Here is a 24,914-nt window from a genome sequence, read left to right as displayed (position 1 = left end):
TGCTTTAATGTGCTAATCCAGAAAGTAGGGCGTTTATAGTTCTTTGATCAGAAATCTGAGTTTTATTTCTATAAAATATACCTGTACTATTATCTCCAGTTCCTCCATTATCCCAGTAAAATGGTATAAGCCCCAATTCTGTAGCTTTATTAACAATATTTCTATGATAATCATCCCTAGATTTAAGATGTAGTTCTAAACTCTCACCACTTAATCTTGTTCGTCGTATTGCCCCAAATTCTCCAATGATAACAGGTATACCTTCATCCACAAACTTTGTCTTCATAGATTTGAAAAGTTGGTCTATGGTTGATTCTTCTCCCCAAGTAGGGTTATGAATAGTATCCGTTGATGAGTGGTTACCACTACCCCAATAGTAGAACATATCACCCCAATCTTCATCCTTTTCCATTCCACAAAAATTCCATGGTGTGTAATAATGAATTTCAACCATTAACCTATCTGGTGTTTTATCTGTAGGAATTACATTCATTAGATTCAGAGTTTTCTCTATATCTGTAGATGGTCCTTGGATAATTAAAACTCTATAGGCATTTCTACCACCTGTTTGACGTACCGTGTCAATAAATGTCTGGTGATACGAGTTCAAAACAGCCATCTCTTCTTCATTATCTACATTTGGTTCATTAGCACTAGCAAATAATAACTTTTCATTAAAATCTCTAAGATATGTTGCGATCTGAGACCATATTGCTTGTTGTTTTTCATTATTTATTTCTTGTTTGTCTATTGTACAGTTGTTTTCTAACCAGCCTCCATCCCAGTGAACATTTAATAATACGTATAGATCCTCATCTATACAGTATTTAACAACATCTTTTACCCTTTCTAGCCAATCTTCATCAATCTCATAAGTTTCTTCATTAATAATGTATTGATCCCATGCACAAGGAAGTCTAATAGAGTTAAAACCATTTTGTTTAGCTAATTGAATTAACTCCCTTGTCACTTTAGGGTTTCCCCAAGCAGTCTCCCCCCGATTGCCTCTAAACTGTTACCAACGTTCCATCCTAAACTCATTTTTGACCCAAGTTGTGTGGCAGAACTTTCCATTCCTGTAATGTTAGGTGTTTTCTCATCAAAGTTCGTATTCCCTGTGTTACACCCGCTAAGCATTATTAAAATTAGGACGACTATTATAGGTTTTTTCTTTGTATTCATTAATTCCAACTTTCATAAAAAGAGGGAAATACCATTAGGCATTCCCTATCTATATAATTCCATTACATAGTTATTCTAAACATTGTAGAGATTAGTCCTAAATCAACTACATCATCTGTAAATTTATTTAATATATCTGTTCTTTCATAGGATATATCAATGTCAAAATTATCCGTAATTAGTAGTCTTAGTCCTATTTTGGAGTTAAATGTTTTTATCTCTTTAGAATATGTTTTATTTTCAACATCTCCTGGAATATATTTTTCGAAGATATATACAGTCGCCTTATCATTAATTAGATGCTCAACTTGACCTACTCCTGCCCACAAAAAGTCTTGGTTATTTATCTCTGTTATATTCATTAACTCAATCTGGAAAAAACCACCAGTTTTAGGAATAAAAGATAAATTGGGGTCTTCATTAAATGTAATAATACTATTAACTTGGTTATCTTGATTTATATTGGCCGCAATAAAAAGTCCCACATCCCCAGAGCCTCCTAAGACTTCATAGTAGTAGGAATTGTTAGAACCATGTTGATATATTTTTAATCCTCCACCAACTTCCCATTCTAAGTTATTCTGCTCTTGGTTATAAAATATATCAGTTCCAATTACTGGTTTTAATATACTTTTTTCACCAATTTTCACTCTCCTTTCATAATTTAGTCCAACAGCAATAGGATTTTTACTTATAACAGTCAAATTATTATCTTCATCAATTATATTCTCATAATTAAATGCAGCTAGACTGCTAAATTCTAAAGTTGAGTCTAGTGTAGGCTTCCAGTTGAAATTTAATCCAAAAACCCATGCGTTTTCATTATTATCAACTCCATTTGTCCATGATCCTGCTGAAACATCTATTTGAAAATCTTCACCATCATAACCACTACTTAGAAGACCTCCAACTGGAACCTGTCTGTTTTTAGGTACATTAACAGCTCCTAGTAAGTCCCGGCCAATTACTGACATAATTCCATCAACATACCAATTCCCTTGGCTAAATAATGGGAGAGGCATTGGGTTTTTATCACTGGCTGTAGTATTTGCCATAATTGAGTCAAAAACAGAGAAAATTGATGCTTGTGAAACAGATATTTCTGGAGATAAACCTGTTGTTTTTAACCAAAAATCTCCATACATTAACTCTGCAGATATGTTATCGAACCAAATACTATCTGCTTGATCAGAAGTTACATCATCCGGGGTAAATGAAACATATTCTCCAGACTCTAAAGTATATCCTCTCCATGCATATAACGCAGAGTTTGTTAAAGTTAAAGACACACTTAATTCATCTTTTAATGGTAATATCCCTCTATCAGAGTAACCCATAAACTCAAACCATAATCCTATACTCATAGCTGTCTCTAAACCTGTTGAGCCATCATTTAAATCACCGGAAAAAATAGTTGATGTTTCTATGTTAAAGTTGTTGCCTCCTAGATAATCAGTTGTCATCTGAGCCATTAGTATTGTAGGAATCAGCATAAGTAGTATATAAAATATCTTTTTATCCATTTCTTTCTCCTAAAGGCTTATATTAAATTCAAAACTAATTAATCCGTTACTATTTGTTGTGTGTGTATCTTCTCTTTCATACTTAATATCAAGAGTTAGATTTTTTAATGGCGTTGCTTTTAATCCCACTACAGTGTTGTAAAGAGTATTCCCAGAATTTGGAGTTATTGTTTCCCTTAAATATGGAAGATATTTATCTTTAATCAGGAACTCTCCTTGGGTCGCAACTGCCCATATTAAATTTGATACTTCAAGTATATTTGTAGCTTCAAACTCGATAAAGCCTCCTAAATTTCCAAAAAGTGAACCTTTAGAAGTGTCTTCAAAACAAGAAAATACTAAATTTGACTTCTTATTGTTATCGTAATTTACAGAAATTGATAAACCTTGGGTAATAACTTCATCCATATCTATTGATCTATGGGAAGTGAATTTCTCTATATCCGAGAAGTATAAAAATAACCCTCCTCCAAATTCCCAGTTAAATTCTGATGAATCTGTTTCATAAACTGCATCAAAACCTAAAAATGGAAGAGCTTTTATATTACTTTCTGGGTTCACTAAGTATTTTGCTCCAAGGCCAACTGCTATTGGGTTTTGGTAAGCCTTAGGAGTTATTGTTTTATCTAAGCCAAGGTTTAAACCTAGTAATATATCTGTGGAAATTTCTAAATTATCAGTAGGATTTATTTCTGTGTCTATACTAAAAACCCAAGCATTATTATTGTTATCAACTCCATTGCCTAGTGAACCTATAAGAGTATCTAGATTAAAGTTCTCTTTCTCAATTCCAAAGCCTAGTTGTCCTGTAACTTCGTCTGAAAAATCGAGACTTACAAGATCCCTTTTAAGTTCATCACCTAAAAGAGGAAGATTTAACTTATTGTATCTATCACTATAATATAGTGCTTTTTTTCTACTTATATACCATCTGTTCTTTGATGCATCCATAACATCATCAAAAATTGTTTTTAAAGATGATGAGTTTAGAACCATTTCTGGTTTAGAACCTGCTACTCTAAAGTAATAATCTTTCCAAATTACATCAGTAGTTAAACTTTCAAATGTGAGTACAAGGGGTTGTGATGTCCAAGAATTAAAATCATCCTGTTCAAGGTTTCCCCCCACAGTTTTATACTTATTCCACCAATTAAATGATGAATCAATTAATTCAATTCTAACAGCGGGTGTACTACTATCTTCAGGAGCTAGACCCCGATCCTCTTTGGGGAATAGATTAAAAATCGCCTCAATACCAGCCTTCGTCTCTAATCCTGTTGATCCATCATTTAAGTCTGCACTGAAAGTAGTTGAAGTTTCTATTCCTAAAGTTCCTGTATCTCCTGTTTTTAATGTCTCACCAAATAGTAGTGACGAAGATATTAAAGCCAAGATAATAATTCCTGATTTTTTCATTTTGTATCCTTTGTAATTCTGTTTTATGACAAAACCCATTAAAGAAAGTCTTTGTAATGGGTTTTATTTAGAAATGATATTAGTTAAATGCTACTTCACTTATGTTAGCAGTATCAAAGTCTGGTGATAAATAATTTTCCGCTGTTACAGTTGAGTAGAACTCAATTTTAGTAACTTTTTTTGTTGTATTTGCCCATGGAGTTCCTGCCCAGTCTTGACTCGGTTGATCTGCTAAAGTATAAGAGTGTTCATATAATTCAGCCTGTGCTCCGTGCCAGTCTGTAATCATTGTATTTAAATCATCTAATGTTGTATCACTATTTTCTGTGTTGATACTAATAAAAGAGTAATCGAAAGACATTAGCGTTTTAAAGGAAATTGTTGTTGCAGTACTTAGATCTAATGCCGGATCAAAAATAATTTCACATCTAATCTCATATCCATCATCTATAGCAGCTGATGACACTTTAATGACATCTGAACCATCTAATGTTGTTAATTCAGCTCCACTACTTTTTTCACTAATAATCTCTGTTGTCAAAGTTGCATTCGTAATCTCTGTCCCAGCTAATGATACTAATACTGGATCAGTTTTTTGATCATCTTTTACGCTGGTATCCGCGGGATTTCCACATGCAACTATAGCTACTAAAGAAAAAAGTACTACAATAATTTTTACAAATAATTTTTTTGTCATTTTTGACTCCTTCTATTTTTTCCCCTCTATGAGGGGTTTTAATAAATTATTTAAGATCTCTATATTGAATCCCTCGACCATTTGTTCCAATATAAACTCTTCCATAAACTCTTTGGTCCCCAGTAATTGTAGAGTTTGCTGCTCCAAATTGATGTTCATCATCATTAATCCTTGTCCAGCTTAATCCCATATCCTCTGATCGATAGAAACCCCATTGGCCATCTATTTTTGAGTTTGTATAAAGAGTTTGATAATTTGCATTTGGTGCTTCTTTCCCTAAACCAATTATTGGACACTCATCAATGTATTGAATTGCATCCCAGGTAACACCTCCATCTGTAGAGTGAAAGAGTCCTTGTTTCCCTCCTGCATACCATAAATCGCCCTCGTGGTTTACAACTGAAGTTAGGTCAGAAGCTGTTTTTAAGTCACTGTTTTCTGTTACAAAAGTAGTGTCATTTATTATTTCAAATGTTCTTGCCCCATCATTACTAGAATAAAAAATACTGTCTGAAATAGCGTAAAACTTATTAGGATTAACCCGATCTGAAACAATTTTCACATTGCTTGGTATTCCTTGGCTTTTAATCCATGTTTTTCCAGTATCTGGAGAGTAGTGGACATCCTTTCCCTGTGAGGGAGCCCATAAAATTGTCGATGCATCTGAAGATACTGCTATCTGTCCACTCCATCCACTTTCTATCCCTGGTATAATGGACTCGGAGTTTCTCCATGTTCTACCTGCATCTTCAGATATTCCAAGTTTCCCATCACCCATTCTTACAACAAAGGTTGGTTTTTGTTCGGCATAATCAATACTGTTAATAGCACTAACTTGTGGATTTACTATCATATTGGGAGACTTATTTAAATCCCAATGAACAAATCCACCTATGTCCCCCATCCCACTGTAGAGAATAGGTCCATCTTCTAAAGGAGAAGCTACAAGATCTAATATTGCAGTCTCTTCAATCCCTAGTCCCATAACTTCTATTTTTATCTTTTTATTTTTATCCCAATTTGTTAAATTATTAGTTCCATGAACATTTGCCCCTGTTCCATACATCATTCTGTTTGGATTAAAGGGATCAATCTCAATATCTGTTAACATCCAGCCAAGCTTAGGGGATTGTTCTGGCAGCGTCTTTTCTCCACCCCAATCTAGCCATGGTGCTTCTGTAATATCCATAGAGTATTTATTTATTCTCTCAGGATAACTATCTATATACCAAATAGGATCCCAGTTCTCTCCTCCATCTGTGGATCTATATATAATTTCATCCGGCCACCACTCATTTAAAGTAGTTGCAACCAATACTTTAGGGTTATCCCATTGAACCGATACACTACCAACCCCTCTGTCAGTTGTTACATAGCTTGGATCGAAGTCATGTTTAGGTAGAGATATATCCTTCCACTCTTTTGTTGCAAAGGTGTATTTCCATATTGCTCCACCCTGAAAACTTGAACTGTATGGTCCTATTCCAGCATTATATGAAATTATCATAGCCCCATCAGATGAGTATGTAGACTTTATTGGGTAGTACTTCCCTGTATCAGGGTTTTCATCCCATTGAGCATAAACACCTTCCTCATTAAGTTTAAAATTGGGGTTTATATTATCTAATTGCCCTTCTAGTGGGTGCCAGGTTTTACCTGCATCATTAGATTCAAGAATGGTATATTCTGTGTCTATAACTCCAGCGTATATGTTTTGAGAGCCATTGGCTTCACTATTTGATGCTGGATCAAACATAACCCAAACTATACCAAAAAAGTGTCTAAATCCTCCTGCAAATTTTTCAAAGTTTCCATCATAAATATTTCCAGGAGTAGGGAAAGATGTAACTTCAGCCCAGGTATGCCCATAATCTTCACTTCTCCATAAACCTGCATCATTAGAGCCAAAATAAATTATATTATTACTGTTCGGATCAATGGCTAACCTTTCACCAGCACCACGCCCTGGCATATTTCCTCCCATTTTAAATGGCATATCAACCCTTAAAAATGTATCTCCATAGTCTTCCGAAACAAGCATTTGTGAATTTGTTGGATCCCAATCATTTGTATAGGTTCCAGCGGCAATAACTAGCCTATTAGGTTCTACTGGGTCAGTAGCGATGCTTGCTATTCCTAGTCTCCCATAATCCTCAACCCCTACAAAATCAGTAAGAGGTAACCATGAATTATTTTCAGGGTTCCATCTATAGGCTCCTCCCATATCTGTTCTTGCATAAATCAAATCTTTTTGTTTTGTACTAAAAACAAAGCCAGGAATGTAACCTCCGCCTACTATTCGGACATTTTTCCACCCTTCTTGGGTGTATTGAGGTAGTTTATTGCTGTTTAATTTTTTCTCTGATGAGCTTCTTGTTGTTGTTGTACAACCGGTGATAATTGTGAGTGAAACAATTAATAAAAATATGTTCCTCATCCTGTTCTTCATGATAATTCTCCTTGTTATTAATTAAGGATAAATGGTGAATTTAGGAATCGAATACAGTGAGAAATAGATATCTTTTCATATAAAACTTATCAAAAGTACAAGAATAATTAGTGATATCTATAAACTAAAAATTATATGTTATTTCTTTATATAAAATGTTAACATTAAAACCATGAGATCATTAACAACCCTAGAGGAAAGAAGACACGGAGATACTCTTTTCCCCCTTGCAACCTACAGCCTAAACTACCCTAAAGACTCAATAGTTTTAGACCTACATTGGCACTCCGAACTAGAGTTTCTAATTGTAACTAAGGGGTGTGGAATCTTCTATTTAGATGAGAATGAAATAGAGCTAGAAGAGGGAGATGGAGTGATAATAAATGGGGGAACACTACATAGAGCTAAAACAAAGAGTGGTCGAAGTTGCAGTTTTATAGCAGTTGTAGTTAACCCTAATCTTATCTCTGGCGCAAATAATGATAGAATTAATATATTATATATAGACCCTGTCTTGAACTATCTAGCTCAGCAAGGAAAAATATTAAAAAGCAGTAATGAGGATGACCTATATATTATCAATATTCTTAAAGAAATTGACTTAATAGCTAAAAAAAAGAGTTCCTTGTATGAGTTAGAGATCAAAATTGAGCTACTAAAGATTTTTTCAATATTATTTAAGAGTTTAGGTAAAGAGATCATTTCCAATATTCCTATAGAAAAAAAGAGTAATAAAAAACAGAATATTAAGGATGCTCTTCTATTTATGCATAAAAACTATGAAAAGAGTCTAAGTTTAAGAGATATCTCCTCTGCTGCTGGGATGAGTGAAGCCTACTTCTGTAGAACTTTTAAAGCCCTTGTAGGGAAAACAGTTTTTGAGTATCTTAACTTCTATAGGATAAATACATCTCTATCCTTACTAAAAGATAGTGATAAACCTATCTCAATTGTAAGCGAGGAGGTAGGATTTGAGAATATTAGTTATTTTATTAAGATTTTTAAGAAAATGACAGGAGTAACACCTAAAGTCTACCGGACTAAAAATAATTAGCCCAGTAGATATAATTAAGCTAGTTCTAATTTTTGTTTTAAAATGTTATTTCTAGATGATTTGGAAATAAATATCTCTCCATAACCCTTCTCCCATTGAAATTTATTACTATCTTCATCCCAGTAGTTAAACTCAGATGCACTTACAACAAACTCAATAATCTTGGACTCTCCATTTTTAATAAGTACCTTTTCAAAATCAACAAGTTGTTGTATTGGACGTATAACTCTGTTTCCATAATGTTTAATATATATCTGAACAACTTCTCTAGCATCATAGGGGCCACTGTTTTTTATCTTAAAAGATAGCTCTATATTATCATTACTCCTAATTGTTTTATTATTAACCTTTAAATCAGAATACTCTATATTAGAGTAGTTTAAACCGTGACCAAATGGATATTCCACATCACCTTTATAATAAAGGTATGTTTTTCCCCCAGTTGGGAGCTCATAATCCATTATATCTCCTAAATCCTTAGATGATTTATACCAGGTTAGAGGTAGTCGACCACTTGGATTTTCTTTCCCGGATATAACATCCACTATTGCATTTCCAAACTCCTGACCAAGGTGTGATGCATAGAGGATAGTGCTGTACTTTTCTTTTAATTCTCCTAGGGCAAATGGGTAACTACCAATTAAAACTAATATTGCATCTTTATTAATGTCTATTACTTTATTGGCCAATTCTATCTGTCTCTTAGCTAGAACTAAATCGTGCCTATCAATTGTCTCTTTACCATTAATTAATGGGTGATTCCCTACTATAACAATAGGGTACTTAGTATTTTCAGCCATTTCTACTGCTTTAGATATTCCATCTGAAACTTGTTTTATAGAAAAGTTACCTTCTCCTGCATAGACAGGATTAAGGGGTGTTGATGCTGAAATCCCTATATCCCCATCAGTTGCACCTTTATGTTTAAAAGCTAACTTTGCATCTTCTACATATGTATCAACATTATTCCATGTAATGATCTGTGTTGATTCACTCTGCTTGGTATAAAAAACTTCCTTAGTGAACCACCCAAAGATAGAGTCAGCTTCGCAGGATATTGAGTTATCTAAACTTGTTAAATATTTTTTTGTCTCTGGGTATCTAAAGGTTGTAGCCCCCCATCCCCACTCTTCCATTTCAAAAATTGTTGGTTCCTTTGTAAAAGATCCATCATGAGAAAGATATAGGCCGGAAGTATTATCCTGTATTGTAACTCTATCGTTACCATCACATACAGAGACTCTAGCATAATTGTTTTTAAAAGCTTTATCAGCAGTTACTTCATACAGAAATTCTCCACTATACCAATCTCTATAAATTCTATCCGCCATGTTACCCAATAGAGATATTCCAGTATCCTTTGAAGTCAGAGGTAGTATCTTATTACTATTTTTTAGTAATACAATACTCTTTTTAGATGCTTCATGAGCTACTTTCCCATGTTCCTCGGCTCCTATAATATCCTCTGTAATATTGGAATAGGGGTTGTTTTTATTAAATTCTCCTATCATAGACCTAACTAAAAGAGCCCTGGTTATGGCTTTATCTAAGTCTTCTTCCACTAGTTTTCCACAATCTAAGGCTTCTCTAAGAGCTTTTTTACTAATATCGTGGTCATCAGTTATACTGTCAATACCAGCTTTAATGGATAAAGATACTGCATCAACAGTATTTTCAACATATTTATGTTCACTTATTAATGATAAAACATCTCCTGCATCACTAACTACAAACCCCGGCCATCCCCATTCGTCTCTTACAATGTTGTGTAGGTCAGGGTGTATATTTGCGGGGACTCCATTTACAGAGTTATAAGCAGTCATCATAGACATAACCTGGGTTTTATCAATAACAAGCTTAAAAACTTTTAGGTAGTACTCACGTTTTATCCTCTCAGATATATTAGTGGAGCAGAATCCTCTATCAATCTCGTTATTATTACCATAAAAATGTTTTAAAGTTGCTGCAGCTCTTAGATACTTAGGGTCATCACCTTGGATCCCATTAATAAGGGCGGACGCCATATTTGCCACTAATATAGGGTCTTCTCCATACCCCTCATCTGTCCTTCCCCATCTTGGGTCTCTATTTAAGTCAATTGTTGGAGCCCATAGTGTTAGTCCGTTTACTTCTGGGTCCCTAGCATAAAATCCTCTAGCTTCAATCCCTATAACTTCACCAACTTTTTTTAAAAGTTCTTTATCCCAAGTACCTGCCAAACCGATAGGTTGAGGGAACATAGTTGCTTTCCCTAGCCAGGATATACCATGGGCCGCTTCTGTTCCATGTTTATATTTACCAATTCCCAATTCAGGTATATCTTCCTGGTACTGGCACATTAAGTTTATCTTATTCTCTAGTGTTAGTCTTTCAACTAAGGGTTTAACCCTTTTTAAATGTCCATCAATCATGACTATATTTTTAGGGATGAGGTAGAAGTTGTATACGGAATAAAATAGACTAAAAATACCCTAAAAATTAGAGATTTTATATTTTGATACTTATTTGTTGGATAAAATAAGAAACCTATGTAAATATAATTATATGCAAAATAGACTACTTAGAACTTTTAACGATTTAGGCCTTAGGGGAAAGATGGTTATTAGCTTTCTTATATTAATTATACTACCATTTACATTTATTACTTCATTTATGGTTCAACACTTTAGGGATATTATGATTGATAAAGCTTATAATCAATCCCTTGAGAATATGGTTAGATCAAAATCTAGTACAACTGAGGCTCTACAGAGGGCTTTAACCATATCTGATAAAGTTTCTTTAATGTACACTATAGGAGATATTGTAAATAGAGAGTATCAAAGTAGTTTAGAGGTTTTTAAGACATATAGAGAATTTACTACTTTTCGAGAGTATATAAATGATTATCCTGAAATTACTGCTATAAAAATCTATGTAGATAATAATACAATGTTAAATAACTGGGAGTTTATACCTGTAAACAATGAAATTATTAATAGAGCTTGGTATAAAAGAGCTTTAGGCTCTAACGGACAAAACACATGGCTATCCTTTAGCGATATTACTAAAAAAAATAATACAAACCTAAGTTTAGTTAGAACTTTATACTTTAAAGAGCATGGAAATTATGCTGTGTTAGTTATTGATATAGATACAAAAAGACTAAATAATCTTTTCTCAAAAGAGTCATATGAAACATTTATAGTTGATGAGTATGGAAAAATCATTTCCACAAATAATGCTGGAAGAAAGAGTAATAGTTATTATGAATTTGAGGAGGAATTTCCGAATTTGAGAGAGGCTAAAGGTCAGTATAATATTTTGATTGATAATAAGAAGTACCATATGATTGTAGATGATATTACCACAGAAAACTCTAGTAATGGGGTAAAGATCTTCTCTATTTTTTCTGTCTCTTCAATTATAGAGGAGGCTAATGAGGTATGGTTATTTGGTTTTCGTTCTATAATACTGCTTGTTATAATAGCTAGTTTAGCCCTCTATATTCTATATTCAATACTAGTTCGAAGATTAATAAGGGTTCAGGAGTCTATGGATATTGTAGCCAATGGACATTTTCACTCATTCATTGAGATAGATGGGAAGGATGAGATAGGGAAGTTAGCACACCACTTTAATAACATGGTTAAAAATATTAATAGGCTTGTTACCCAAATAGATATTACAAATAGACAAAAAAGGGCCTTAGAGAATCACCAAAACGAGATAAAGCTTCAAATGCTCGCAAGTCAGATAAATCCACACTTTCTCTTTAACTCTTTAGAGGCAATTAGAATGAAGGCACATATGGACAGCCAACCAGAGATTGCCAACATAGTTAAGCAGTTAGGCCGTCTAATGCGAAGGGTTTTAGAAGTAGAAGGTTCTTGGTTCTCCCTTAAAAATGAACTTGAAATAATAAAGAGTTTTTTAGAAATAGAAAAATTTAGATTAGACAGTAATTTTGACTATTATATAGATGTGGAAGATGAATGTTTAGAAGTAATGATGCCCCCTTTACTAATACAGCCACTAATTGAAAATGCCCTTATTCATGGAATAGAGAAGAAACCCGGGGAGGGGAATTAAAATTAAAAATAAAAATGCAGAGTGAAGATATGGCCATATGCATTGAAGATAATGGGCCAGGTATTTCTGAAGAAAAATTAAAACATCTTTTTACAATTCCTAAAAATAATGGAACAAGGATTGGTATAAGAAATGTTAACGAGAGGTTAAGACTCTCATTTGGAGAGGAGTATGGACTACGTATCTCCGAACCAAATGGAGGTGGTGTTAAAATCGAATTTGTAATTCCAAAAGAGAGAGTATTATGATTAAACTGATAATTGCTGATGATGAGAGATTAATCCGTGAGGGGTTAAAAACCATAATAAATTGGAAAAGTCTTGGTTTTGAGATCGTTGCAGATGCTAGGGATGGAGAAGAGTGTTTAGAAAAGTTAAATACCCTTAAGCCAGAAGTCTGTATTATTGATATACGAATGCCGGGTAAAAGTGGTCTTGAAGTTATTAAAGAGGTTAGATCTATGGGGCTGTTGCAAAAGTCATTATGACTTTCAACAGCCTTTTTTTATTTATAAACGTGATTTTCAGTAGTTTTCAAAATAAAAGGGACCACAAAGTAGTCCCAACGTGCTAAAATTTGGTTGTTGACATCAAAAAGGAGCACGTAAATGTATATTACAGACTTTTCCAATCATAAACAATCATATTTAGACTTAAATATTTCTATTCCATTAAAAGTAACAGATCATGAAGCGGCACTAATGCTTATGTTACAGGGTCTAGATTATAGTAAATTTGAAAAACCTAAGAAAAAGTCTGGACGACCTCCTGCTGTGGATAGTTATACAATGATGCTGATACTTCTATATGCTCGAACACAGGGAAAGTATAGCTCTCGTGATACCGAGAAGTTATGCAAGAGAGATCTCTTTCTATTAAAAGTTCTTGATGGTAAAAAAGCTCCTGACCATTCAACCATAGATAGATTCATACAACAGCACTCAGATGCAATAGACAACCTTTTTTATCAGCAAATTAATCGTCTCGGATCTTTGGGAGAATTAACAAAAAATATAGTTTTCCAAGATGGAACCAAAATTGAGTCCAAAGCTAACAGATATACATTTATTTGGAAAAAATCTATTAAAAAGAACCTTCCTAAACTAATAAATCATATAGAAGAAATAATACATGAATCTGTAAACTTATATCCAATAGAATTAGAGAATAGTTCTCCCGAAGATGCTCTAAAAAGTATAATAGAGTATTTAATGGGAACTACTGATAACCTGAAGCCAAATAAAACAGGACGTGGTCATCGGATTACAGCGGAACAGAGAATATTTAGAGATACTAACATATATTTAAAGAAATTAGAGGATTATAAGAGTCAACTAGATGCTATGCCCGAGCGAAATAGTATGAGTAAAACTGATCCCGATGCTACTTTTATGAGGATGAAAGAGGACCATATGCGGAATGGACAATTGAAACCTGCATATAATCTTCAGGTTCTAGTTGATGGAGGTTATATTGTTGGAAACTACGCTAGTTCAGACAGAACTGATTATGCAACAATGATTCCAGCTATCGACCACATGCATGAAAGAATAGATTGGAAGTATAAAAAATATTGTGCTGATAGTGGGTATGATTGTCAGCACAACCATGAGGCATTGGAAAAAAGGGACATTGAGTCATATATAAAGCCAATGAAATATGAACACTCAAAAAAGAGGAAAGTAAAATCAGACATTGGGCTAAAGGATAATATGACCTATGATAAGGACAATGATTGTTTCATCTGTTCTAGAGGTAAAAAGTTAGTTCTAAAACATCTGAAAGTTAAGAAGGATAAGTATGGTAATGAGCAAGTTACGCATGTATACAGATGTAAACGAGGGTGTAAAAGTTGCCTTGTAAAATCTGCCTGTATGAAAAAAAGTAAAGCAAAATATAAACAGGTACAGATAAATCATACTCTTGCAGAGTTTCAGAGAAAATCTACTGAAAGGATTTCTAGTCCCTTAGGTAAAGAGATAAGGGTTAACAGAAGTATTCAAGCTGAAGGAGCTTTTGCACAGATAAAAAATAACTGGTCATTTAAAAGGTTCTTAAGAAAAGGGATTAAAGGTATACATACAGATTGGAATCTGATGTGTATGTCTATGAATATTATTCACTTGGGTTATAGACTAGCAAGAAATGAACTTGGTATCCCATTTTACCATACCCTTGAAAATTCCGCTTAGACTTTAGAGTTGATAACTATTATAAGTCGTCTCATTTTATTTGGTATTACAATCTAACTTTAAATTAAAAAGCTGTTAGAAGAGGATTTTCTTCCGTTTTTATACAATTTTTATCATAATTTATATTCTTTATGTTTATAAACAAAAAAGACTGTTACAAAATATTACTTTTGCAACAGCCCCCATTTTATAATACTTACAGGCCATAGGGACTTTGGCTATATTAAGCAGGCTCTTAACTATCATGCTGATAACTATCTGTTAAAACCTATTGATGAGGAGGAGCTAATAGAGAGTCTAAATAGTGTTGCAAAAATAATAGAAGCTGAGAAGTCTAATAATCCTGTAACTCAGGATAGAAAAATTAAAAGTTATTTTAGATCCTATCTAGGGCTATCTACAGAAAAAATCCCAAATATTGAGCCAAGGGAGATAAACTGGAGTAGTTATCAGCTACTAATGGTTAATATCCCAAAAGATCAAGAGGAAAGATTTGAAGATTGGATAAAAAAAGAGGACTTAGGTGTTGTTTTAATTATTGGAAGCCCAAATATAGTTTTATTAAAAAATTACTACTTAAGAGCAGCAGGAATAAAAACAATAAACAAATTATTTACAAAATTTCTAAAAGGACAAAACTATGATGGTTGTATCGGCAGGGTTGTTCACAATATTGAAGACTTACCAAACTCCTTGGACGATTTAGAAGATCTAATGGATAATCGATTTTTCTCCACATATAAGGGCATTACTTCCAAGATGTTTTTTAGAGTATACCCAACTCTAATTGGATTAGAACCTAGCCTAGAGGATACTATAGATGTTATGCAAAAGCTAATAGAGGTTGGAAACGAACATCGAATAAAAATAGAGTTAGATAATTTCTCCCATCAAATGATAAATCAAAGTTTTTCAGAGAGTATGGTAAAGGATTGGTTTTGTAGATTAACCCTTGGGGCGTTAACTGCTGTGGTAGAGGCTAATAAACTATCTAGAGCAAATCTTCCAGGTAATAGTGATATTATAATGGAAATTCAGCGCTGCACTAGATTATATGAACTGGAGGATAAGATAACAGGTATTTTATACAACGCTATAGATAAACAGGATATTCAGTCTAGTAAAACTCTTGTCAAAAATATGAAATTTATAGTGGAGAATCACTATATGGATAATCTTAAACTAAAGGACCTTTCCCAAGTTCTAAACTATAACAGTGCCTACCTTGGAAAGGTTTTTAAAGCGGAAGTTGGTGAGAGTTTTAGCGTCTATCTAGATAAATATAGGGTTGAAATGTCAAAAAAATATCTATCCCAAGGTTATAAAGTCTACCAAGTTGCGGAGAAAGTAGGATACTCATATGTAGATTATTTTCATACTAAATTTAAAAAATATGCAGGAATGTCACCTCTAGAATACCGAAAGTTAGAGAGTTAGTATCTAATTTCTATATGATATCTATCTTGAATTTGTGGGTATTTGATTAAAAAATCCTCTACTACAATAAGTTATTATTTAGTAAAGGAGTTAATTTGTGGCAGAAAAGCTTAAGCCTTTTTTTAAGAAAATGAGACAGCAAAAATATCTATATTTAATGTCCGTTCCATTTTTATTATTAGTCCTTGTCTTTAACTATATCCCTATATGGGGGTGGACAATGGCTTTTCAGAAATTTCGATTGGGAAGATCTTTTTTTGAACAGGAATGGGTTGGTTTTGCCAATTTTATTGAAATATTTGCTGATCCACTTTTCTATAAAGTATTAAGAAATACATTAGCGATGAGTATTATGGGACTTATTGGTGGTTTTACAATCCCGGTAATATTTGCAGTATCAATTAATGAAGTAAAAAATGGTCCTTTCAAAAAGGCTATACAAACAATATCTTATCTTCCCCATTTTGTCTCTTGGGTAGTTGTAGCAGGTATTTTCTATAAAATATTATCAGTTGATGGTGGGGTCGTTAACGATGTTCTAGTTAAATTGGGCTTTATTAACCAACCAATACAGTTTATGGCTAAGGGAAAACTATTCTGGTGGATAGTTACTATTGCGGATTTATGGAAAGAGATGGGCTGGAACTCCATTATTTTTATAGCATCCATATCTGCTATAAGCCCTGAATTGTACGATGCAGCCAAAGTGGATGGTTGTGGAAGATTTAAGCAAATATGGCATATTACCCTTCCTGGTATAAGAAGTGTTATTACTGTTTTACTTATTTTATCCATAGGAAACCTGATTAGAATAGGTTTCGAGAAGCAGATGTTATTAGCAAACTCACTTGTGTACGACTATTCTGAAGTTTTAGATCTTTATGCTCTTAAATATGGTCTAGGATTAAACCGGTTCTCCTTTGGTACTGCCATAGGAATGGTTAGCTCACTTGTTAGTGTTGGGCTTCTATTAACCGCTAATGGTCTATTTAAACGGTATAGCGATGAGAGTGTAATGTAATGGAGAAGAAGTTGATGAGAAAAAAGAAGATTACTGGTGATAATATTTTTGATTTAACAAACATTATTATTATGATAATAGTAGGGGTTGTTACCCTATATCCATTTTTAAACGTTTTAGCTATCTCTTTAAATGAGTCTTTGGATTCGGTTAAGGGGGATTAACCATATTTCCAAGAAAATTTACCCTTGATAATTATAAAATAATATTTACATACGAGAACCTGTTAAACGCATTTATTATGTCCACACTAAGGACGGTTGTAGGAACAATTACAGGGTTAACAGCATGTACTATGGTTGCCTTTACTCTTAGTAGAAAGGACTTCCAGGCAAGGGGACCTTTTTCCGTATTCCTAGCCTTGACCTTATATGTTTCCGGAGGGCTAATTCCTGGTTTTATATTAATAAGGGACCTTCATTTAATGAATAACTTCTGGGTCTATATATTTCCTTCAATGGTTAATGCCTTCTACATCTTTATGATTAGAACATATATGGATGGTCTACCCTTTGAACTACAGGAGTCTGCATTTATAGATGGAGCCAATGATATAAAGATTTTCTTTAAAATAGTGCTTCCTCTATGTACCCCTGTTATAGCGACAATAGCCCTTTTTATAGCTGTTGGGCAGTGGAACTCATGGTTTGATACATATCTATACAACGGTTCTAGCGATATTTTAACTACATTACAATTTGAGCTAATGAAGATTTTACAAAGTACACAAACCGGTGCGGATCAAGCTAGAAATAATTCCACTTTAGAGGTGATGAAATCAATAACTCCTGAGAGTATAAAAATGGCTATTACAATTGTTACAGTAGTTCCAATTTTAATGGTTTATCCATTCCTACAAAGATATTTTGTTAAAGGAATGACAATTGGTGCAGTAAAGAGTTAACAAAGCTCTTTATATATATAATAAACAAAAAAGGAGATTATATGTCAAAACTAACAAAAATTAGTGTTTTATTGGCACTAGTTGTTTCCCTTGTTTTACCAGTCTATTCAAATGGTAATCAAGAGGTGCAATCAGAAGATGGAACTGTAACATTTACAGGTTTTTTCTCAGACCCTAACCCTAACTGGGATAACATGGAGAGTGATACAGGGAAGTATATAATGGAAAAAACTGGTGTTAAACTAGATGTTGAAATGGCAGTTGGAGATCCGGAACAAAAAATAAACTTAATTGCCGCTTCTGGTGTTTACCCTGACTTAATTAGTCCAAAGGGTGCGTCAGGTGCTTTAATCGAAGCGGGTGCTCTATTAGATCTTACAGAATTAATTGATCAACACGCTCCTAATATTAAGGCTGTATTAGGGGATCAAATGAAGCGTCTTCGATATAGTAATGATGACAAAAGTATCTACTTTATCCCTAGTGATGCCTTAAACCAGTACTACTACAGAGTAGGAGGACCTTTTAACTTACAATTAGACGTTGTAAAAGAGTTAGGTTATCCAGAAATTAGAACTTTAGAACAGTATGAGGCTGCAATTCAAGCCTATGTTAATAAATATCCTACAATTGATGGCCAAAAAACCATAGGGCTTTCGCTACTAGCTGATGACTGGAGAATAATGATCTCTACTACCAATCCAGCTTTTTTTGCAACAGGAGCTCCAGATGATGGTGAGTTTACAATAGACCCAGAGACTTTTGATGCTCAAATTCACTATAAAAGACCTGCAGAGAGAGAGTATTTTAGATGGTTAAACCATATGAATGATATAGGGTTATTAGACCAAGAGAGCTTTGTTCAAAAGTATGACCAATATATTGCAAAAATAGCTTCAGGTAGAGTTTTAGCTGCAATTGATCAGGATTGGGAAATATCCCAAGCTGTTAACTCTCTGAAATCAGAGGGTAAATATAATAGAATCTATGGGCGATTCCCTGTTACGTTAAATAAAGATTATAAAATTCCAGTATTTCAACAAACTGGGTTCTCTGGTGGTTGGGGACTTGCAATTACTACATCTTGTAAAGATCCAGTAAAAGCTATTAAGTTTTTAGACTACCTTGCATCTGAAGAGGGTCAGATCGTTGTTAACTGGGGTCTTGAGGGAATACATTATAACTATGATGAAAATGGTAAAAGGGTAATACCAGATGATGTTATGGATATGAAAGTAAATGATAATAACAAGTTTAAAATGGAGACAGGAATTGGAAACTATCTTCTATCTGCAAGATATGGTGATGGAAACAAGGACTCTACAGGAAACTACTTTACTACTAATAACCCAGAGATGATTTTAAAGGATTACTCAGATTTAGAAAAAGAAGTTTTAGCAGGTTATGGAGCTACATTCTGGAAAGACCTATTCCCTAAAGAGGATGAGTTCCCTGTTAAACCTTGGGGTGCAGCGTGGAATATTCCAATCCCAAATGACTCTCCAATTACAGTTTTCCAACAAAAAGAGCAGGATATTGTAAGAAGGTTGATCCCAGAGGCTATTTTAGCAACTCCAGCAGAGTTTGATGAAGTGTACGATCAACTTCTTGAAGAGTTAGAAGCTATTAACGCTACAGAAATGGAGAAAGAGTACTCTAAATACATTAAAAAACGAATCCAACTTTGGAACGACTAATTATTAGCCGGTGTAAAAGCCGGCTTTTTTACTTATAAAATAAGCATAGGAGAACATTGTGAAACCATTTTATTACGGTGGAGACTATAATCCTGACCAATGGTCAGAAGAGATTATTGAAGAGGATATGAAATTATTTAAGGAAGCAGGGGTAAATATTGTAACCCTTCCAGTCTTTAGCTGGGCTAAATTTCAGTCCGATGAAACAAGTTATCACTTTCAGTGGTTTGACAAAATTATTGATAGAATAACTGATGCTGGACTAAGTATATGTTTTGCCACATCTACAGCGGTACAACCAGCTTGGATGTCTAGAAAGTATCCAAATATTCTTCCTGTAGACTTTCAAGGAAATAGACGTAAGTTTGGGGGAAGAGTGAAATTCTGCCCTAATAGTAAAGAATATAATAAATTTTCTACAAAACTAGTTGAACAGTTAGTAGAGAGATACGGGGATAATAAAAATATAAAATTTTGGCATATTGGGAATGAATATGATAACTGGTGTTATTGCGAGAAGTGTGAAAATGATTTTAAATTATTTCTAAAAAAAAGGTATAAAACTGTAGATAATCTAAATAGAGCCTGGTATACGTCTTTTTGGGGGCATACACTCTACTCCTGGGATGATATAGTTGCCCCTTCTGGATTAACAGAGATGTGGAATGACAATGGACGAATTAGAACTACATTCCAATCCATAAGTCTAGACTACGCAAGATTTATGTCTGAATCAATTTTTAACTGTTATAAAGCTGAATATGATATTATTAAAAAAGCTTATCCCAATATTCCTATCACTACAAACTTTATGGGTTTTTTCAAACCTATAAACTATTTTAAATGGGCCCCTTATATAGATATTATATCATGGGACTCATATCCTGGAGTAAATGATCCCGCATATTTAACATCAATGAGACACGACTTAATGAGGAGTCTTAAAAAAGATAGACCCTTTTTATTAATGGAGCAGACACCATCCCAAACAAATTGGTCCCAGTTTAATAGCCAAAAACGCCCAGGAGATATGGCTTTACAGAGTTTTCAAGCAGTTGCCCATGGATCAGATTCAGTCATGTTTTTTCAATTAAGACGTTCGATTGGTGCATGTGAAAAGTTCCATAGTGGATTAATTGATCATGTTGGTCATGGGAATACTAGGGTTTTTAAGGAGTGTGCCGAACTAGGAAAATTATTAAATAATATTGGAGATAGTATTACAGGGACAATACAAAAAAATGATGTAGCAATTTTATTTGATTGGGAAAACTGGTGGGCTTTAGAGTACTCAAGTGGACCATCAACACAGTTGGAGTATCTTAAAGAGATGGAGAAGTATTATTATGCACTATTTAAAAGTAGTATTGGAGTGGATTTTATAACTCCAGACTCTAAACTAGGTGAATATAAAACCATAATAGCTCCAACCCTATACCTTTTATCAAATGAAAATGCATTAAATATTATTACCTATGTTAAGGAAGGTGGAACACTATTGACAACATTCCAAAGTGGAATTGTTGATGAGAGTGATACGGTTCATCCCGGGGGATATCCTGGGCCACTTAGAAAGCTACTAGGAATCTGGGTCGAAGAGACAGATTCCCTACCAATGGGTGTTTACAATTCCGCTATACCTGTAGATCCATCATTTAAAAAAGAAGTAAAATGTGATCTTATTTTTGATGTGATACACCTAGAAGGTGCAAAGGTATTAGCAAAATATGGTAGTGACTATTATCAGAATACACCAGTTATTACTGAGAATCGTTTTGGTTCCGGGAGAGCTCTTTATGTTGGATCCTCCCTTGAACAGGATGGAATAGATAATGTTGTAGAACTATCCATAGGTTTGAAAAAACATGTCTTTAATATTCCAAGTAATGTTGAGTACTCTAAGAGGGAAGATGAAAATAAGGAGTTACACTTCTTTTTAAACCATACAGGAGAACATCGCCATATAACTTGGGATCAAGTTAATTATATAGATTTAACATCCCAAAAAAACGTAAATGGTTTTATAGAATTAGAACCTAAGGGTATAAAAATACTGTTAAGGAATAAAAATGAATTCTAAGTTATATTATCTGCAAGCTGCTTCAGAGTGGAATGAAGCGCTCCCCTTAGGAAATGGCACCCTTGGTTGTATGTTTTATGGAGGAGTAGAAAAAGAGGTTTTACAGCTTAACCATGAGTCAATATGGGCTGGACCTCCTGTTCCAGAAAATAGATCTGGAGCCAATAAGTATATAAAAAAAGCAGTTAAAATGCTTAAAAAGGGTAAGTATCTTGAGTCTCAAAAGCTAATTCAAGAGAGAGTAATGGACGATAGAATATCTCCAAGAAGTTATCAACCCCTTGGTAATCTTTTAGTCTCCTTAAAGAGTATGGAGGGGTTTTCTAATTATAAAAGAGAGTTAGATCTTTCAAAGGCCATTGGAACTATAACATGGGTAAAGGATGGAATAGACTATACTAGGGAAACATTTATACCTGTGAAGGAGCAGTGTGTAATCTCTAGAACAGTCTCATCCTTACCTGGCAGTTTAAGTGGGGAGATAGAATTTGAAAGGGAGGGTGATGTGGAAATTGTAGCATCATCTTTTAATAAAATTTCTATTTTAGGCCAAGCAGAACATAGTGGTACCCATAAGGGGGTTAAGTTTAAATCTATTGTTTCTATTGAGGTCAATGGAGGAAGTTGTGTCAAAGATGAAGATAAAATTATTATAAAAAACGCTAACTCATTTATTATAGTTATAACATGTAATACAGACTATAACTTTAAAGATCCATCTTCTCCTAAAATAACATATGATGCAGAAAATGTTGAAGTTTTAAATCAATATAACAGCATTAAAGATCAGCATATAATAAACCATAGAGAGCTCTATAATAGAATGTCATTAAACCTAGGATCCATACAGGATTATGACTTGGAACCTACAGACCTTAGGTTAACTAATTATAAAAAAAATCGGAGCTTATCCTTCTTAAGCCTATATTTTAACTTTGCAAGATATTTAACAATCTCATCATCTAGAGAGAATACCCTCTGTTCTAACCTACAGGGAATTTGGTGTAAGGATATGGAAGCACCATGGAATAGTGATTACCATTTAAATGTTAATATTCAGATGATCTACTGGTTATGTGAAGCTGTTGGTTTGCCTGAGTGTCACAATCCATTTTTTGATTATGTGGAAGCTTTAGTTCCAAATGGAAGAGAAACTGCTAAAAATGTTTACAACTGTAGAGGTAGTGTAAGTCATCACTGTAGTGATGTCTGGTTATTTACAGCACCTTTTGGAGAGGTTGAGTATGGTATGTGGCCTCTAGCTTCAGGTTGGAACAGTAGACACTTTATGGAGCATTATGACTATACAGGAGATAGGGATTTTCTTTTAAAAAGGGCTCTGCCGTACTTAAGAGAAGCTAGTCTCTTTTTCCTGGATTATTTAACAGATGATAAAAATGGAGAGCTTATTTTTGGACCAGCTAGTTCCCCTGAAAATATGTTTTATGACCCTAAAACCAGTGAAATTTGTAATATCACACTAGGCTCTACTATGGCTCAACAGATAGTGTGGGAGACCTTTTATAACTATCTAAGGGCACTTAAAATTCTCAACAAGGATGAAGAGTATAAAATCCAAATAAAAGAGGCTTTTAATAATTTAAAGGAGAGTGTTATAGGTTCTGACGGAAGAATTATGGAGTGGGATATGGAGTTTACAGAGGTAGACCCTGGCCATAGGCATATATCCCATGTCTATGGTGTATATCCTGGATTCCAGTTTCAAAATAATCAGAAATATCTAGATGCTGCTAAAGTCACCTTGAATAAGAGACTTGAGAGTGGGGGAGGACATACAGGTTGGAGTCGTGCTTGGATTATTAATCTATGGGCAAGATTAAAGTGTGGAGATAAGGTGTGGGAAAATATGAATGCACTAATTGAAAACTCTACACTAACTAACCTTTTTGATAATCACCCTCCGTTTCAACTTGATGGAAATATAGGAGGAGCCAGTGGTATTCTTGAGATGATAGTGCAAAGTAGTAGTAGTGCTATTCATTTACTTCCTGCTCTTCCCAATGAGGTAAGTAGAGGTGAGATCAAGGGGCTACATGTAAGAGGCGGCTTTATATTAGATTTTCGCTGGAAGGATTGTGAGATAAATAGCCTTAGTGTTAAATCTATATCTGGTAATAAATTAAAAGTTATACTACCAGACAATTTAATATTATGTGATATGGTTACAGAAAAGGGGAAAGATTATATTTTAATGCCTGCTGTATAGATCACTTATAGGTTGCCCATTGTGGGTATAGGTAATTACTTTAGCGAAGAGCTCTGCAACAGAGACAATTTCAAGTTTCTTGCATCTCTTCTCTTTAGATATAAAAACACTATCAGTTACAACAAGTTTTTTAATGTTTGAACTATTAATTCTATCAATGGCCTTACCGGATAAAACACCGTGTACACAAAATGCTACTATCTCCCTAGCACCAAACTTCTCTAAAACCTCTGCAGCCTCTACTAAGGAGCCCGCTGATGCAACTTCATCGTCAAAGATTAGAGCTTTTTTTCCCTTAACATCCCCAATTATATTTTCCATAACAGGGGACTCGCTATCATCTGATCGTCTCTTATCTAATATGGCTAGTGGAAGGCCTAGTCTCTTTGCGTGGTGACCTGCGTGTTTAGCACTACCAGCATCCGGTGCTACTACAACAGAGTTTTCGATTCCATCATTTTTACAGTGTTCTGTTAGTATCTTTCCAGCCATTAGGTGGTCAATAGGAATATTAAAGAAGCCTTGGATCTGGGCTGAGTGTAGATTCATTGTCATTACCCTATCTGCACCAGCAGTTTGTAGTAGGTCCGCTACTAATTTAGCAGTAATAGAAATCCTAGGTTGATCTTTTTTATCAGATCTTACATAGGGGAAATATGGAATAACAGCAGTTACTCTACTTGCATTGGCATGTTTTGCTGCATCAATCATGATTAAAAGTTCCATAAGACCTTCATTTACAGGGATACAGGATGGTTGTACAAGGTAAACATCCTTACCACGTAGGCTCTCCTTATATGCGACTTTTATATTGTCGTTACTAAACTTTATTATTTTACAATCCCCAAGCTTTACACCTGCATGTCTACATATTTCCTCTGCTAAAGGTCTATTGGCATTCCCTGAAAAGATTTTTAAGTCTCCAAACATTAATCACTCCTAAATTATTCACCTATAAATATCTA

At 34.2% G+C, this 24,914-nt stretch carries 20 protein-coding genes; 12 read left to right on the top strand and 8 right to left on the bottom strand.

Annotated elements, in window-relative coordinates; all coding sequences use genetic code 11:
- Positions 1 to 4: 4 nt before the first annotated feature.
- The 6 genes from EW093_RS06605 to EW093_RS06585 all read right to left on the bottom strand — a co-directional run bounded on the left by EW093_RS06605 (position 5) and on the right by EW093_RS06585 (position 7,267).
- Positions 5 to 970, bottom strand: coding sequence for a glycoside hydrolase family 5 protein (locus EW093_RS06605; RefSeq protein WP_223111661.1), 966 nt, complete (start codon positions 968 to 970; stop codon positions 5 to 7).
- The gene (locus EW093_RS17475) at positions 967 to 1,182 is read right to left on the bottom strand and encodes a hypothetical protein (protein WP_223111660.1); all 216 of its coding nucleotides are present in this window, start codon (positions 1,180 to 1,182) and stop codon (positions 967 to 969) included. Before EW093_RS17475 ends, EW093_RS06605 begins: the two co-directional genes overlap by 4 nt.
- A 62-nt stretch (positions 1,183 to 1,244) precedes the next feature.
- A complete protein-coding gene (locus tag EW093_RS06600; protein ID WP_149567628.1) occupies positions 1,245 to 2,705 on the bottom strand; it encodes a hypothetical protein in 1,461 nt (486 codons plus the stop codon).
- Between the two features lie 9 nt (positions 2,706 to 2,714).
- Complete coding sequence (locus EW093_RS06595; protein ID WP_149567627.1) at positions 2,715 to 4,121, bottom strand: hypothetical protein; 1,407 nt, start codon at positions 4,119 to 4,121, stop codon at positions 2,715 to 2,717.
- 79 nt (positions 4,122 to 4,200) lie between these two features.
- Entirely contained in the window at positions 4,201 to 4,818 is a 618-nt protein-coding gene (locus tag EW093_RS06590) for a hypothetical protein (RefSeq protein ID WP_149567626.1), read from the bottom strand.
- Between the two features lie 46 nt (positions 4,819 to 4,864).
- Positions 4,865 to 7,267 (bottom strand): WD40/YVTN/BNR-like repeat-containing protein, encoded by a 2,403-nt coding sequence (locus EW093_RS06585; protein WP_149567625.1) that lies wholly within the window; start codon positions 7,265 to 7,267, stop codon positions 4,865 to 4,867.
- A gap of 172 nt (positions 7,268 to 7,439) precedes the next feature.
- Here EW093_RS06585 and EW093_RS06580 point away from each other — a divergent pair, with 172 nt between their 5' ends.
- Complete coding sequence (locus tag EW093_RS06580; protein ID WP_149567624.1) at positions 7,440 to 8,321, top strand: AraC family transcriptional regulator; 882 nt, start codon at positions 7,440 to 7,442, stop codon at positions 8,319 to 8,321.
- A gap of 14 nt (positions 8,322 to 8,335) precedes the next feature.
- On the opposite strand, the gene EW093_RS06575 is transcribed toward EW093_RS06580, so the two are convergent.
- Positions 8,336 to 10,732, bottom strand: coding sequence for a beta-glucosidase (locus tag EW093_RS06575; RefSeq protein WP_149567623.1), 2,397 nt, complete (start codon positions 10,730 to 10,732; stop codon positions 8,336 to 8,338).
- A gap of 97 nt (positions 10,733 to 10,829) precedes the next feature.
- On the opposite strand from EW093_RS06575, the gene EW093_RS06570 reads away from it, so the two are divergent.
- From EW093_RS06570 to EW093_RS06520, 11 genes are all read left to right on the top strand, one after another.
- Positions 10,830 to 12,392, top strand: coding sequence for a sensor histidine kinase (locus EW093_RS06570; RefSeq protein WP_149567622.1), 1,563 nt, complete (start codon positions 10,830 to 10,832; stop codon positions 12,390 to 12,392).
- A 14-nt stretch (positions 12,393 to 12,406) separates the two neighbouring features.
- Entirely contained in the window at positions 12,407 to 12,640 is a 234-nt protein-coding gene (locus EW093_RS06565; protein WP_149567621.1) for a sensor histidine kinase, read from the top strand.
- Positions 12,637 to 12,879: a response regulator gene (locus tag EW093_RS06560; RefSeq protein ID WP_149567620.1), complete on the top strand. Its 243-nt coding sequence runs from the start codon at positions 12,637 to 12,639 to the stop codon at positions 12,877 to 12,879. Before EW093_RS06565 ends, EW093_RS06560 begins: the two co-directional genes overlap by 4 nt.
- Positions 12,880 to 12,999: 120 nt before the next feature.
- On the top strand, positions 13,000 to 14,583 hold the full coding sequence (locus EW093_RS06555) for an IS1182 family transposase (protein WP_149567619.1): 1,584 nt from the start codon (positions 13,000 to 13,002) through the stop codon (positions 14,581 to 14,583).
- A 459-nt stretch (positions 14,584 to 15,042) separates the two neighbouring features.
- Complete coding sequence (locus tag EW093_RS06545; protein WP_149567618.1) at positions 15,043 to 16,020, top strand: helix-turn-helix transcriptional regulator; 978 nt, start codon at positions 15,043 to 15,045, stop codon at positions 16,018 to 16,020.
- Positions 16,021 to 16,117: 97 nt separating this feature from the next.
- Entirely contained in the window at positions 16,118 to 17,041 is a 924-nt protein-coding gene (locus tag EW093_RS06540; protein WP_223111659.1) for an ABC transporter permease, read from the top strand.
- A 14-nt stretch (positions 17,042 to 17,055) separates the two neighbouring features.
- The gene (locus tag EW093_RS17640; RefSeq protein WP_246745079.1) at positions 17,056 to 17,205 is read left to right on the top strand and encodes a hypothetical protein; all 150 of its coding nucleotides are present in this window, start codon (positions 17,056 to 17,058) and stop codon (positions 17,203 to 17,205) included.
- A gap of 77 nt (positions 17,206 to 17,282) precedes the next feature.
- Positions 17,283 to 17,945 carry a carbohydrate ABC transporter permease gene (locus EW093_RS06535; protein WP_246745078.1) on the top strand — a complete coding sequence of 221 codons (663 nt, stop codon included), beginning with the start codon at positions 17,283 to 17,285 and terminating at the stop codon, positions 17,943 to 17,945.
- Positions 17,946 to 17,986: 41 nt separating this feature from the next.
- Positions 17,987 to 19,642, top strand: a complete 1,656-nt coding sequence (locus tag EW093_RS06530; RefSeq protein ID WP_149567617.1) for an ABC transporter substrate-binding protein — start codon at positions 17,987 to 17,989, stop codon at positions 19,640 to 19,642.
- 58 nt (positions 19,643 to 19,700) lie between these two features.
- Positions 19,701 to 21,722: a beta-galactosidase gene (locus EW093_RS06525; protein WP_223111658.1), complete on the top strand. Its 2,022-nt coding sequence runs from the start codon at positions 19,701 to 19,703 to the stop codon at positions 21,720 to 21,722.
- A complete protein-coding gene (locus EW093_RS06520; RefSeq protein WP_149567616.1) occupies positions 21,712 to 23,949 on the top strand; it encodes a glycoside hydrolase family 95 protein in 2,238 nt (745 codons plus the stop codon). The genes EW093_RS06525 and EW093_RS06520 overlap by 11 nt, the downstream gene beginning before the upstream one ends.
- On the opposite strand, the gene EW093_RS06515 is transcribed toward EW093_RS06520, so the two are convergent.
- Positions 23,932 to 24,879: a ribose-phosphate diphosphokinase gene (locus tag EW093_RS06515; RefSeq protein WP_149567615.1), complete on the bottom strand. Its 948-nt coding sequence runs from the start codon at positions 24,877 to 24,879 to the stop codon at positions 23,932 to 23,934. The genes EW093_RS06520 and EW093_RS06515 overlap by 18 nt on opposite strands.
- Positions 24,880 to 24,914: the final 35 nt, after the last annotated feature.

It is taken from the genome of Thiospirochaeta perfilievii (genome assembly GCF_008329945.1).
GTDB classification, from domain to species: Bacteria; Spirochaetota; Spirochaetia; order DSM-2461; family DSM-2461; genus Thiospirochaeta; species Thiospirochaeta perfilievii.
Note: the sequence above shows the minus strand (reverse complement) of the source record. Positions and strands in the feature narration are given on the sequence as shown.